This window comes from Clostridium sp. CM037 (assembly GCF_055081095.1).
On the sequence record NZ_CM143650.1, the window covers coordinates 3923286 to 3936875 of the forward strand.

Consider the following 13590-nt stretch of genomic DNA (forward strand, 5'->3'; position numbering starts at 1 on the left):
TTAATTTCACATAATAAAATAGGAGGAATAATAATGTTTAAAAAATTTACAAATGGTTGTGTTAATCTTGTCCAAAAGTATTTACCAGACCCATTCATATTTGCTGTAATCCTTACCTTTCTAGTATTAATTTTAGGGATGGTGCTTACTGGTCAAGGACCATTAGCTATGACTATTCACTGGAGTAAGGGTTTGTGGACGCTCCTCGCTTTTTCAATGCAAATGGCGCTAGTATTAGTTACAGGTCATGCGCTTGCCAATGCACCATCTTTTAAAAAGGGTCTTAAAATTCTTGCAAAAATCCCTAAATCACCAAGTCAAGCAATTATTCTTGTTACAATTATTTCTACTATAGCTTGCTGGATTAACTGGGGCTTTGGTCTAGTTATCGGAGCTATTTTTGCTAAGGAATTAGCTAAAGAAGTTAAAGGCGTAGATTATAGGCTTTTAATAGCTTCTGCTTATTCAGGCTTTTTAGTATGGCATGCCGGTCTTTCTGGTTCTATACCACTAGTAGTTGCTACAGGTGGTCCTGAGGTAGTAAAAGCTACTGCAGGTGTTGTTACTTCACCTATACCAACCAGCGCTACATTGTTTTCAGGTTATAATCTAATTATATTAGCTATACTTTTAGTAACCTTGCCTCTTATAAACAAAGCTATGCATCCTGACACTGAACATACTATTACTATAGATCCAAAGCTTTTGGTGGAGGAACCAATGATTATAATAGCTAAAGAAAAAATGACTCCCGCTGATAAACTTGAGAATAGCTCTATTATCTCAATGTTATTAGTAATTATGGGCTTTAGTTATATTATTTATTATTTTGTTAAAGGTGGTAGTCTTGATTTAAATATTGTTAATGCTATCTTCTTGTTCCTAGGAATTGCTCTTCATGGAACTCCTATAAGGTTTGTTAACGCAATTACATCCGCTGCTAAAGGAACTGCTGGAATTATACTTCAATTCCCATTCTACGCGGGTATTATGGGTATGATGATTGGTACAAGTGCTAGTGGAATTTCTCTCGCAGGAGTTATGTCTACTTCTTTTGTTAGTATATCTAATCAACATACCTTCCCTCTATTCACTTTCCTAAGCGCAGGACTTGTTAACTTCTTTGTACCATCTGGTGGTGGACAATGGGCTGTTCAAGCTCCCATTATGATGCCCGCTGGTGCAGCTTTAGGTGTGCCTGCTGCAAAAACTGCTATGGCTATTTCATGGGGAGATGCATGGACTAACATGATTCAACCTTTCTGGGCATTACCCGCTCTTGGAATTGCCGGTCTCGGTGCTAAGGACGTAATGGGCTTTTGTATAATCGACTTATTATACTCAGGTGTTATTATTGGACTAGGGCTAATGTTTATATCATAATAGCTAAGGGACTGTCTCAAACTGATTAAAAGTTATTTTAAGTTTATATCGATACCTGTAGATCGGACACTTTGATAAAAGCGTCTGATCTACAGGTACTTTTTTTGCATAATATAGAATATTATTATATAGGAGCACCTTAAATTTATATAGTTAATAAGGAGGAATCAAAATGTTCAAAAGATTTACAAATGGTTGTGTTAATCTTGTCCAAAAATATTTACCAGACCCATTCATATTTGCTGTACTTTTAACATTCTTTGTATTAATTTTAGGCATAGTTCTTACTGGACAAAGTCCTTTGGCTATGACTATTCACTGGAGCAAAGGTTTGTGGACATTACTTGCTTTTTCAATGCAAATGGCATTGGTATTAGTTACAGGCCATGCTCTCGCCAATGCACCATCTTTTAAAAAAGGTCTTAAGACCCTTGCAAAAATACCTAAATCACCGAGTCAAGCAATTATTTTGGTTACACTTATTTCTACTATAGCTTGTTGGATTAACTGGGGCTTTGGTTTAGTTATTGGGGCTATTTTCGCTAAGGAATTAGCTAAAGAAGTTAAAGGGGTAGATTATAGGCTTTTAATAGCTTCTGCTTATTCAGGCTTTTTAGTATGGCACGCTGGCCTTTCTGGTTCTATCCCACTAGTAGTTGCTTCGGGTGGTCCTGAAGTTGTAAAAGCTACTGCGGGCGTTATTACTTCCCCTATACCAACTAGTGCAACATTGTTTTCAGGTTACAATTTAATTATATTAGCTGTACTATTAATAACATTGCCTCTTATAAACAAAGCTATGCATCCTGACACGGATCATACTGTTACTATAGATACAAAACTTTTGGTTGAGGAACCAGTAGTTATAATAGCTAAAGAAGCAATGACTCCTGCTGATAAACTTGAAAACAGCACTCTTATCTCAATGTTATTAGCAATTATGGGCTTTAGTTATATTGTTTACTATTTTGTTAAAGGTGGTAGCCTCGATCTAAACATAGTTAATGCCATTTTCTTGTTCCTAGGAGTTGCTCTTCATGGAACTCCTAGAAGATTTGTTAATGCAATTACAGACGCCGCCAAAGGCGCTGCTGGAATTATACTTCAATTCCCATTCTATGCAGGTATTATGGGAATGATGGTAGGTACAAGTGCTGCTGGAATTTCTCTTGCAGGTGTTATGTCTACTTCTTTCGTTAGTATATCTAATCAACATACCTTTCCACTATTCACCTTTTTAAGTGCAGGACTTGTTAACTTCTTTATACCATCTGGCGGTGGTCAATGGGCTGTTCAAGCTCCTATTATGATGCCCGCTGGTGCAGCTTTAGGCGTACCTGCTGCGAAAACTGCTATGGCTATTGCTTGGGGAGATGCATGGACTAATATGATTCAACCTTTTTGGGCATTACCTGCTCTTGGAATTGCTGGACTTAACGCTAAGGACGTAATGGGTTTTTGTGTAATTGACTTATTATACTCAGGTATTATTATTGGGTTAGGATTATTCCTTTTCTAGGAAGTTTTTATTATAACAATTAAGGGGGTACAGCTTTAAATGATTTAATAAATCATTTAAAGCTGTACCCCCTATTTTTTCAATATAAATTTATTAAATTAAACCTCTCTCAACCATTTCCGTAACAGCAAAACTTGCTACGTCTCCAGCAAATTTTCCCGGTCCAAAACCTGCATCGTATCCAAGTTCTTTCGCAAGTTCGTGTGTTATTCTTGGGCCTCCACAAATTAATATAACTTTATCTCTAATTCCTTCTGCTTCTAATAATTCTACTAGATTTGTAAGGTTTCCGATGTGTACATCCTTTTGAGTTACTGTTTGAGAAACTAGAAGAACATCAGCCTTAAGTTCTATAGCTTTTTTGATAAATTCTTCATTTTCAACTTGGCTTCCTAAGTTTAAAGCTTCTATCATAGGGTATCTCTCAAGACCATAGTGTCCTGCAAAACCCTTCATGTTCATTACAGCATCTATACCAACTGTATGGGCATCTGTTCCTGTACTAGCTCCAATTATTACAACGTCACGTTTAATATTTTCTTTTATATATTCTCCAATTTCTTTCATATCCATTGTTTCTACTTCTACAGTTTGAACATGAATTTCTTCATAGTTTACAGTATGCGATAATGAACCATAAATAACATAAAAAGAAAATTCTTTATCTAAAGATGCATGATGAGCACAGTTTGGATTTTCAAGTCCCATAGATTTAGCAAGTTGAAGTGCTGCCTCTACTCCTCTTTCATTATCTTCTACTGGAAGTGTAAAGCTCACTTGAACCTTACCATCATTCATAGTATCTCCATAGGGTTTAATCTTTGTTAAATCCAAATTTTGATCATACTCTTTAACTTCTAATGAATATTGTCCTTCACTCATTATTTATTTCCCCCTAACATTAAATCTATAAATGGGTTAAAGTAAGCTTTTTCTTTTTCTACAACTCCTGCAAGTCCTTTTCCACCAGTATAAGGTCTCTTAATTCCTGCAAATTTTCCTTGCTGTATTGTACTGAATAAACCTTCTTTTTCAATTTCTCCAATTAAATCTGCTGCCTTATTTAATACTTCATCAACTCTTGTTTCCACCATGCCACCTTTTTTGAAGGTGATTTCTGATCCTAAATCCTTCATAGTTCTAAATATATATTGAGCATTGTCTATTGATAACGCTCTATCTGACATAAATGGAGTGTGTATTGCTTCTGTAAGCATTCCAAGAAGATGTAATTTTTGTCCTGTCATAATAGTAACCATGTTAAATAATGCATCTTGTACTTGTCCTTTAAATATATCCCCAGTCTTAAACTTAGTTGGAGGCATATATTTTAGTGGTGCTCTTGGGAAGATTTCTCTTGCCATTTGTGCTTGTGCTAATTCAAATACAAATCCATTTTCAACATCTGGACTTATTTCAAACGCATGGCCAAGTCCCATTTGTTCTTCTGGAATTCCAGCAACTAATGCAAATTGTTCATTTATAAATTGTGAAGCAAGCACAGTATGAGCTTCTTCTACTGCATCTGCAGTAGTTAAATAATTATCTTCTCCAGTGTTTATAATAACTCCAGCAAATCCGTTTATTACTCTTGAGAAATATTGGTCAACTATAGTTCTTTGCATGTTGATATCGCGGAAAAGTATTCCGTATAGAGCGTCATTGAGCATTACGTCTAATCTTTCTATCGCTCCCATAGCAGCTATTTCAGGCATACATAATCCAGAGCAGTAATTACAAAGTCTTATATATCTTCCCATCCCTTCTCCAACTTCATCAAGGGCTGCTCTCATAAGTCTGAAGTTTTCTTGTGTTGCAAGAGTTCCTCCAGTACCTTCTGTTGTAGCTCCGTATGGAACGAAGTCAAGTAAGCTTTGTCCTGTACTTCTTATTACGGCTATTACATCTGCACCTTGCTTTGCAGCTGCTTTTGCTTGGATTATATCTTCATAAATATTACCTGTAGCTACTATTACATAAAGGTATGGGCCACTCTTATCGCCAAATTTTTCAAGGTATGATTCTCTTTTACCTCTATTTTCTTTGATTTTAGCAACCATTTCTTTAGCTACTTTATCTACAGCCATTTTTATTTCGAATTCTTCGTGCATAGGAATTCTAGTTAAATCTATTTCACCTTTTGCTACTTTCTCAGCAACTTCTTGTGGTGAAAGACCAGTTTCAACCATAGCATTTCCTATAAACATCGAAGCACCAAGTGCTAATCCATTACCATTTTTAATATTGTCTACTACTACATTCGGAATTGGTACTCCAACTTCATCTACCCCATCAATACCTAAAAGTCTACACACAGTTCTTTCTACTGTTACTGTAGTATGTACGTCAATAAATTCTTGAGTATCTTTTGCTATATTTTTAGCTGATTGTCTAGCTTTTTCAACAACATCCCAATTCATATTTAATTTGCTTTCCATATTATTCCTCCTCATTATAAAACCCTTTTGCTATATCCACTATTTCCTTTTCAAGGCCTAGTAATATCGCTATATTAAGTGCATCTTTTGGTACTTCATTTTCTTTTGAAACCTTCTCTAGCTTATAATTCATATGTTGTTGTATTATTTCAACGGAATGAGTTTTATTTAAATCTATCTTATACTTTAACGCATCAAAGTCTACATTTTTAAGTCCCATTACTTGATAATGTTCCATATTATCCTCAACTACTCCGTCGTAATGAGTTGAAATTAAGCTTATTGATTGAAATTTAGTTAAGTATTTAGAAAGAGATTTCATAAGATAGTATCCTTCTTTTGGATTAGTACCTCTTGCAAACTCATCTAGAGCTATAAATCCATTTCCTATTTTTGCAGACTCTACCACTTCTTTTAACTTTATTATTTCTGCACCAAATGTACTTAAGCCTTTGGATATGGACTGCATATCATCTGAAACAAAATGAATAAAATTAAGAATTGGAAATTGTGCTTTTTTTGCAAATACAAAAAAACCCATTTGTCCAAGCAGTAAATTCAGAACAATAGTCTTAAGGGTAACACTTTTACCCCCCATATTAGCACCAGTTATAATAGTTGTACCACCAATTAGATCTATAGTAACTGGGGTAAATACCTTTTTACCTTTTTCTAATATTTCTTTGATTTCAGGATTAAAGCCTTCATCAAGATTAATCCTCATTTCTTCACAAATTTTTGGCCGAGAACCATTATAATCTATGGATAAATTCGCTTTGGCAATCAAAAAGTCTAATCTACCTATAGCTTTTATATTTTGGTTTATAATCTCAGTTCCTTTAGAAATCTGTAGTGTTAACTCTTTTCTAATCCTTAGTTCTTCCTCTTCCTCTTCTATAACTAAATCTAACCTTTGCTTCTTTAGTTCATTTACTTCTTCCTCGGTTTTTACAGTAAAAATTTCTTTTTCCTTTTGTTTTTTCTTTTCCCTTATATATTGCAAAGTTTTAGAATACTCATCATAAACATAAAAAGTAGACATTCCATTCTTCTGTGGGTCTAGGAGGGAGATAACCTCATCTAAAGAGTTTAGATGAACCTCTTCTATATCAAGCTGTAATTTATCCAAGATGTTTTTTAAATTTATTACTAATATTGAAAAATATTTTATTTCATATAATTCAATTTCATCTAATGTTTCTGATTCATTACATCTTTTAATAGAATTTCTAATATCTTTTAGTTTACAAAATATTCTTCCTATTCCATTATACTCTTGAGTATGAGTTCTCATTGATTTAATCATATTTTCTAGACTATTTAATTCATGGGTTAATTCATTTATTTGTGAATCTTTAAATGGTCTAATATTTTTTTTCTCCTCAAGCCCATAAGAAGTAGTTATCCCCAGTTTATCCATAACAAAAGAAAAACCAATTTGATCTCTCTGCTGCTTATCTAAAAATTTCATTTTACTCCCCTCCAATTACATCAAATACAGGTATATTTAATTTATCCCTAAGCCCATCTAAAAACTTATGCTTATCAAATTCATACCCATAAGGTGATTTTGGATTGGATGTAACACATACTATATTAATGGGATTTATTGTTTTTATAATTCCACCTTGCTTTTTAAATTTATAAAGGGTTTCCCTAGTTAAAAAGAGCTTTGTTCCATCTTCAACTAGGAAAATTACACCTTTATACTTATTTGTAGATGTCATAATATCTTCTAGTAGGTTATCTGAAACTACCCCTTTAATAACTACATAGGAGGCATTTTCATTTAAAAACTCAACAATTTCCTTAGAAGATCCCAATGCTGTAATTGCATCTAGCATTTTTATAGTATTATCTTTGCGAATAATACCTATCCTGCCAATGCGTAAAACTTCATTAGCGAGATTTAATACTTCATTATTCTTTTCATTTTCTAATGAAAGTAATTTAACAGTATGACTAGTTTCTTCTATAACCTTATCCATACTTTTTGACAGCGCCGCTCCAGTTGATAAAATTGTAGCATTTGTAATTGATGGAGAGGCGAAGGTTTTTCTATTAAGGGCACCATCCACAATTACAAGCTCACTTCCAAACCTTTTAAGATCATCACATATTAAAGTCATATAAGAATTTACGGATGGACCGCCTAAATCTACATATCCGTCACTTAATGCTCTGCATATAATTATTTCACCCATAGGAGTGTTAAAACCAGTAGTTTTTAAAATCTCCCTGGTAATATCACTATTTAATAAGCATTGTTTTGCAGTAGCAATTATAGTTCCTTCTTCAATGTAAATTTTAGGTTTTTCAGTAGCAGTTACTTGGTCCAACTCTTCTCCGTCTCTTCCTATAGAGGTAAGCCCAAGGGATATTTCCCCTCTGGCTTCTCTCAATATATGATTTAAGGTGGTTGTTTTTCCTACATTTTTATTCATTCCTATGATAGAAACACTGTCATATTTTTGAATCATATTGAAAATGCTTGGGTTGTTTATGCTGTCCTTAATTTTACTCGTGATGTCCTCTTAGATTTCTCTCAAGTCCAGCTGGTTCCATAGACATTTGCTGACCGTTTAATAGCCCTGCTACTCCTACTTTGTGAACCTTTTTCTTTCCTTCGCAAACTTCACAGTTGCAACCTGAAGTATAACTAGTTGGTTGTTCATAAGTAGTTATAACGCCTTCAAAGTTTCTAAGTACTACTTTTTCAGGACTTTGAGAAATAATATAAGTTGGCATTACTGGTATTTTACCACCGCCACCTGGAGCATCAACAACAAATGTTGGAACACAGAATCCTGAAGTATGGCCTCTTAAAGCTTCAATAATTTCTATTCCTTTAGATACTGGTGTTCTAAAGTGCTCGAGTCCCATTGAAAGATCACATTGATAGATGTAGTATGGTCTTACTCTAATTTTAACAAGCTCATGTACAAGGTCCATCATTATATGTGCACAGTCATTAACCCCTCTTAAAAGAACTGATTGATTTCCTAGAGGTACTCCTGCATTTGAAAGCCGCGCGCATGCAAGTTTTGCTTCTTCTGTAATTTCATTTGGATGATTAAAGTGAGTGTTTAGCCAAATCGGGTGATATTTCTTTAACATATCAACTAATTCTTTTGTAATTCTTTGTGGAAGAACCACTGGTACTCTCGAACCCATTCTTATTATTTCAACGTGTGGAATTGCTCTTAATTTTTTAATTATATATTCTAATTTATCATCTGAAACAAGTAGAGCATCTCCGCCTGATAATAATACATCTCTAATTTGTGGAGTATTTTTAATGTACTCGATTGCTTTATCTATTCTTTCCATTGGCATAGCACTATCGCTTTGACCTGCGAATCTTCTTCTTGTACAGTGTCTGCAGTACATTGAGCATTGATCAGTTATTAATAGTAATACTCTATCTGGGTATCTATGGGTTAACCCTGGTACTGGAGAATCTGAATCTTCATGTAATGGGTCCAATAAATCAGCATGTGCCTGATGTAATTCAAGCCCTGTTGGTATAGCTTGTTTTCTTATTGGATCGTTTGGATCATTAGGGTCTATTAATGCTAAGTAATAAGGAGTTATAGCCATTCTTAATGTTTGAACGCATTTCCTAGCTCCTTCTTCTTCCTCCTGCGTTAACGGTATATATTTTTTAAGTTGATCCACATTTTCAATTCTATTTTTAACCTGCCATTTCCAATCATTCCATTGCTCATCAGTTACATCTTTAAATAATTCAAATCTTCTATTAACTTTCATATTAGTACCTCCATCGTATAATAATTTTTAATTTAAAAATATGTAGTTGATATATCAATATGGTTTAGAGAGAATACAATATAGCTTTATATTGTATCCTCTAAATCACAATTAAATCATCTTCTTCGAAGCTGAAATATTAATGACTTCAGAAGGATATTTATGCTCCCACTTATAGAACTTCAATACTTTCCTTCTGAAATGTCATTAAACGTATAATTCTTCAAATACTTTTCTTAATGTTTCATTTTCTCTTAACTCTTCAAGAGTTATTTCAGCATGTCCTTTAGTGTATCCATTCCCTACGATCATAGTAACGTCTTTACCTACACCTTCAGCTCCAAGCGCCGCTTTTGTAAAGCTCGTAGCCATTGAGAAGAAGTACACTATTCCGTCATCTTTTACTGGTAAAATTGATGACATTTCAGTATTTGGAACATTAACCATGTTAATTGCTACATCTACTTCACATCCATTGTTGTGCTCTAGAGTAGTGTTCATTACATCAATAGCGTTTCTAGCATCTCCAATAACTATTTGCATTTTTAGACCTAATCTTTTTAATCTCGCTTTCTCTTCTTCATTTCTTACAATGCCTATAACGTTTCCTGTTGGTCCTACTCTTTTAACTGCTTCATAAGAGCAAATCATTCCTGATTTTCCTGCTGCGCCTAGTAAAAGAACTGATTGACCTGGTTTAACAAGTTTAGCAACTTGAGCTGGTGCTCCTGCAACGTCTAACGCTGCTAATGCTAGATTTTCATTCATGTCTTTTGGAAGTTTTGCATATAATCCACTTTCAAATAAAATAGCTTTCCCTTTTATTTCAACTCTATCGATATCTGGTTTTATATCAACAATTTTTTCTATTTTTAAAGGAGTTAACGATAGTGAAACTAATGTAGATATTTTGTCTCCAACCTTAAGATCTGTTGTTCCTTTTAAAGCTTCGCCTATTTTTTCAACTGTTCCAATAAGCATTCCACCTGAACCTGTTACAGGATTTTGCATCTTTCCTTTTTCAGCTACAATTTCCATAATTTTAGCTTTTATTTTTTCAATGTCATGTCCTGCTTCTTCCTCTATTTGAGTAAAGCTAGCTGAATCTATGTTTAAAGCCTGAACATCAATTAAAATTTCATTATCAAATATATTCATATCATTTGATATTTTAGTTGCTGGTTGTGGCAATGCACCTTTTGGTTCAAGTGACCTGTGAGTTCCGTATTTACATCCTTTGTTCATAATAAATTCCTCCTATACATCCATTATTTTTAGATTTTCTGATATTATTAATTCAGCTTCAGTAAGTGATTTAACTTCTTCAACTGTTGTATCTTTATGAATTTCAGTAAGTACAAGTCCCTTTTCAGTAAATTCCATTACTCCAAGTTCTGTAACTATAAGGTTAACTTGTGCCTTTGCTGTTAATGGTAGCGTACATTTTTTTAATATTTTAGGAGTCCCTTTAGCTGTATGTTGCATTGCAATAATAACCTTTTTGGCTCCTACTACTAAATCCATTGCTCCACCCATACCAGGAACCATTTTACCTGGCACAATCCAATTAGCTAAGTTTCCTTCCTGATCTACTTCCAATGCTCCAAGAACAGTCATATCAACGTGCCCTCCTCTTATTAAAGTGAAAGACATTGCGGTATCAAAGTATGCTCCGCCAGGAAGTATTGTAGTAAATTGACCACCTGCATTAGTTACATCCTTGTTTTCTTCTCCTTTTGCTGGAGAAGCTCCCATTCCAACCATTCCATTTTCTGATTGGAGAGTAACATGGACGCCTTCTGGAATATAATTCGTAACTAATGTTGGAAGCCCTATGCCCAAATTAACAAGTTGTCCATCTTTTAATTCTTTACCAATTCTTTTTGCAATAATTTGTTTTGCAATCTTGCTATCTGTAATCATATTAGTTAGCCTCCCCTATAATATAATCAACCAATACACATGGAGTCACAATATTATCTGGATCAAGTTCGCAGACTTTAACAATTTTTCCAGCTTCCATTATTACGATTTCTGCAGCAGTAGCTATAATTGGATTAAAGTTTTTTGTTGTTCCATAATAAACTGCATTTCCAATTTCATCTACGGCGCTTGCATAAACAAGTGCTAAATCAGCTTTAATTGGAAGTTCTAATAGATATTCTTTTCCTTCTATTGTAAGTTTTTGTTTTCCTTCTTCTATCATAGTACCAACTCCTGTAGGGGTAAGCACTCCACCAAGCCCAGCTCCCGCTGCTCTTATTCTTTCAATTAGTGTTCCTTGTGGCACAAGTTCTACTTCCATTTTCCCTTCTGTCATAAGTCTTCCCGTTTCAGCATTTGTTCCTATATGAGATGCCACAACTTTTTTAACTTGACCGTTTACTACAAGTCTTCCTATGCCTCTATCTACATAGCTTGTATCATTTGCTATTATAGTTAAGTTTTTTACATTTGTTTCTATTAATAGATCTATCATCTTTTCAGGTGTTCCACAGGCTAAAAATCCACCTATCATTATTGACATTCCATCTTTGAGTAATGGCCTAACTTGTTCTAAAGATACAACCTTATTCATTTATTTTACCTCCTCTTATTTATCTTGAAGATATAACAATTATCAGTTTTATATTTTCTTTAAACCCAATATCTCTCTTGCTTCTTGTGGAGTGGCAATTTCTCTGCTAAGTTCTTTCGCAAGTCTAACTACTTTTTCTACTAATTCTGCATTTGATTTAGCTGGTATACCTTTTTCAATATATACATTATCTTCAAATCCAACTCTTACATGACCACCCATTACAATAGTCACCGCTGCCATTTGAAATTCAAATCTACCAATACCTGATACAGTGTAAGTACTTCCCTCTGGCACGCTTCCTGCCATAAATACTAAATCTCTTGGCGAAGCAGTTATCCCACCATTTACACCCATAACAAAATTAAAATGCATTGGTGTTTTTATAAAACCTTTCTTTTGAAGTCTTATTGCCATATCTACCATGCCCTTATCAAAAACTTCAATTTCTGGTTTTACACCCATTTCAATCATCTTTTTACCAAATTCTTTAATAGTGTTTTCAGTATTTACGAATACATCATCGCCACCAAAATTACAAGTACCTGCATCTAAAGTTGCCATTTCTGGTCCTAAATCAACTGGTTGTAGTCTTTCTGCATTACTCATTCCAACAGCTCCGCCTGTTGATGGTTGAATAATTGCATCCGGGCATCTTTCTTTAATAGCTTCCATACAAGCTCTAAATCTTTCCCTGTCTTGAGTAGGTGTTCCATCATCTTTCCTTACGTGTAAATGAATGATGCTAGCTCCTGCTTTATAAGCTTTTTCCGCTTCTATTGCCACTTCCTCAACAGTATAGGGTACGTTTGGATTATGTTCTTTTGTAACTTCCGCTCCAGATATAGCTGCAGTAATTATTAATTTTTCCATGTGCTACCTCCTTATAGTGCTTCGTGGTACAAAAATAATTACTATCTACCATAATATTTATGATAAGTTATATATATTATGATAATTTTTCACAAACTTATTTAGCAACTAAAATATTAACCACTAGGTGAAAAAGTTTACATTAATTCTCTTGCATATTATTTTCTTTGGTTTTCTTTTAGAACTACGCAAGTTCCGCTTGCCTTACAAACTATTATTGGTTCCTCTAATACATCACAAGCTGAATCATTTATATCTGGTCTTGGTACTATAACTTTTCTTGCTTCGAAAATCATTTTTCTTGATGAATTCCCTATCTTCACTATTTCTCCAACAGCTTCTATATAGTCTCCTGCATAAACTGGTGCTAAAAATTCTACAGCATCGTATGCTTTGAATAATCCTTCATCACCATCGTTCATAATTAAAAGTTCTGTAGCTACATCCCCAAATAATTGAAGCATTCTTGCTCCATCTACTAAATTTCCACCGTAATGTGCATCATGTGCACTCATTCTTAACCTTATTAAAGACTTCATTTTATTTTCCTCCTCGTTTATTGTAGTTATTTACTTTGTAATTTTCAGGAATTTTGTAAAAAACAACAAATCTGTATTGTGTATCTTTTAGAAAATGCCTTATGTCAATTTATTTTGAAATAAAAAAAGGCACTGAATTTTCAGCGCCTTAATTAACCAAAGTACTAGGTCTATTAATGCAATGAAAAAATATCTTTTCATTACATAAATAGCTCTCCATAAGAATTCTTATGGCAGTGATAGAAATACTACTTTCTATCCCCAAGAATATATTGAAGAACCAAAATATTCTTTCGGCAAACAAATACTTCATTTTTGACATTGGATGTTCATATCCTTATCATTCAAAAATTACCTCTTTATCTGCACCTCTATTTATGTGAAACTATTAAATTTTATTTTTAACTCTTAATTAATTATAATACGTAAACGTTTCAAATGCAATATTTTTTTAAAAAAATACTTTTTTAGTAAAAAATATTTTTTCTT

General features: G+C 33.8%; 12 protein-coding genes and 1 riboswitch. Of the genes, 2 read left to right on the forward strand and 10 right to left on the reverse strand.

Annotated elements, in window-relative coordinates; all coding sequences use genetic code 11:
• The first annotated feature begins 33 nt into the window (after positions 1 to 33).
• Together ACWJKP_RS18800 and ACWJKP_RS18805 are read left to right on the forward strand one after the other, a co-directional pair.
• Positions 34 to 1383, forward strand: a complete 1350-nt coding sequence (locus ACWJKP_RS18800; protein ID WP_165412581.1) for a TIGR00366 family protein — start codon at positions 34 to 36, stop codon at positions 1381 to 1383.
• Between the two features lie 172 nt (positions 1384 to 1555).
• Positions 1556 to 2902 carry a TIGR00366 family protein gene (locus ACWJKP_RS18805; RefSeq protein ID WP_165412582.1) on the forward strand — a complete coding sequence of 449 codons (1347 nt, stop codon included), beginning with the start codon at positions 1556 to 1558 and terminating at the stop codon, positions 2900 to 2902.
• 93 nt (positions 2903 to 2995) lie between these two features.
• Here ACWJKP_RS18805 and kamE read toward each other — a convergent pair whose 3' ends face one another.
• The 10 genes from kamE to kal form a co-directional block, all read right to left on the reverse strand.
• The gene (kamE, locus tag ACWJKP_RS18810; protein ID WP_165412583.1) at positions 2996 to 3784 is read right to left on the reverse strand and encodes a lysine 5,6-aminomutase subunit beta; all 789 of its coding nucleotides are present in this window, start codon (positions 3782 to 3784) and stop codon (positions 2996 to 2998) included.
• Positions 3784 to 5340: a lysine 5,6-aminomutase subunit alpha gene (gene kamD, locus ACWJKP_RS18815; protein ID WP_165412584.1), complete on the reverse strand. Its 1557-nt coding sequence runs from the start codon at positions 5338 to 5340 to the stop codon at positions 3784 to 3786. The genes kamE and kamD overlap by 1 nt, the downstream gene beginning before the upstream one ends.
• Before the next feature lies 1 nt (position 5341).
• The gene (gene kamC, locus ACWJKP_RS18820) at positions 5342 to 6811 is read right to left on the reverse strand and encodes a lysine 5,6-aminomutase reactivase ATPase KamC (RefSeq protein ID WP_165412585.1); all 1470 of its coding nucleotides are present in this window, start codon (positions 6809 to 6811) and stop codon (positions 5342 to 5344) included.
• Position 6812: 1 nt separating this feature from the next.
• Entirely contained in the window at positions 6813 to 7820 is a 1008-nt protein-coding gene (gene kamB, locus ACWJKP_RS18825) for a lysine 5,6-aminomutase reactivase subunit KamB (protein ID WP_165412586.1), read from the reverse strand.
• Positions 7821 to 7857: 37 nt separating this feature from the next.
• Positions 7858 to 9111: a lysine 2,3-aminomutase gene (gene kamA / locus ACWJKP_RS18830; protein WP_165412587.1), complete on the reverse strand. Its 1254-nt coding sequence runs from the start codon at positions 9109 to 9111 to the stop codon at positions 7858 to 7860.
• A gap of 207 nt (positions 9112 to 9318) precedes the next feature.
• Positions 9319 to 10356 carry an L-erythro-3,5-diaminohexanoate dehydrogenase gene (gene kdd / locus ACWJKP_RS18835; protein ID WP_165412588.1) on the reverse strand — a complete coding sequence of 346 codons (1038 nt, stop codon included), beginning with the start codon at positions 10354 to 10356 and terminating at the stop codon, positions 9319 to 9321.
• A 12-nt stretch (positions 10357 to 10368) separates the two neighbouring features.
• Entirely contained in the window at positions 10369 to 11034 is a 666-nt protein-coding gene (locus ACWJKP_RS18840; protein ID WP_165412589.1) for a 3-oxoacid CoA-transferase subunit B, read from the reverse strand.
• A gap of 1 nt (position 11035) precedes the next feature.
• Positions 11036 to 11689, reverse strand: coding sequence for an acetate CoA-transferase subunit alpha (gene atoD, locus ACWJKP_RS18845; protein WP_165412590.1), 654 nt, complete (start codon positions 11687 to 11689; stop codon positions 11036 to 11038).
• 48 nt (positions 11690 to 11737) lie between these two features.
• A complete protein-coding gene (kce, locus tag ACWJKP_RS18850) occupies positions 11738 to 12562 on the reverse strand; it encodes a 3-keto-5-aminohexanoate cleavage enzyme (protein WP_165412591.1) in 825 nt (274 codons plus the stop codon).
• A gap of 158 nt (positions 12563 to 12720) precedes the next feature.
• Entirely contained in the window at positions 12721 to 13101 is a 381-nt protein-coding gene (kal, locus tag ACWJKP_RS18855; protein ID WP_165412592.1) for a 3-aminobutyryl-CoA ammonia lyase, read from the reverse strand.
• 201 nt (positions 13102 to 13302) lie between these two features.
• A riboswitch (Lysine riboswitch) is annotated at positions 13303 to 13483 on the reverse strand.
• Positions 13484 to 13590: the final 107 nt, after the last annotated feature.

Coding starts and splice junctions, on each gene's coding strand:
- atoD (WP_165412590.1), bottom strand. CDS start 11,689: ATGAATAAGGTTGTATCTTTAGAACAAGTTAGGCCATTACTCAAAGAT.
- kdd (WP_165412588.1), bottom strand. CDS start 10,356: ATGAACAAAGGATGTAAATACGGAACTCACAGGTCACTTGAACCAAAA.
- kce (WP_165412591.1), bottom strand. CDS start 12,562: ATGGAAAAATTAATAATTACTGCAGCTATATCTGGAGCGGAAGTTACA.
- kamA (WP_165412587.1), bottom strand. CDS start 9,111: ATGAAAGTTAATAGAAGATTTGAATTATTTAAAGATGTAACTGATGAG.
- kamE (WP_165412583.1), bottom strand. CDS start 3,784: ATGAGTGAAGGACAATATTCATTAGAAGTTAAAGAGTATGATCAAAAT.
- kal (WP_165412592.1), bottom strand. CDS start 13,101: ATGAAGTCTTTAATAAGGTTAAGAATGAGTGCACATGATGCACATTAC.
- kamC (WP_165412585.1), bottom strand. CDS start 6,811: ATGAAATTTTTAGATAAGCAGCAGAGAGATCAAATTGGTTTTTCTTTT.
- ACWJKP_RS18840 (WP_165412589.1), bottom strand. CDS start 11,034: ATGATTACAGATAGCAAGATTGCAAAACAAATTATTGCAAAAAGAATT.
- kamD (WP_165412584.1), bottom strand. CDS start 5,340: ATGGAAAGCAAATTAAATATGAATTGGGATGTTGTTGAAAAAGCTAGA.
- ACWJKP_RS18805 (WP_165412582.1), top strand. CDS start 1,556: ATGTTCAAAAGATTTACAAATGGTTGTGTTAATCTTGTCCAAAAATAT.
- ACWJKP_RS18800 (WP_165412581.1), top strand. CDS start 34: ATGTTTAAAAAATTTACAAATGGTTGTGTTAATCTTGTCCAAAAGTAT.
- kamB (WP_165412586.1), bottom strand. CDS start 7,820: ATGATTCAAAAATATGACAGTGTTTCTATCATAGGAATGAATAAAAAT.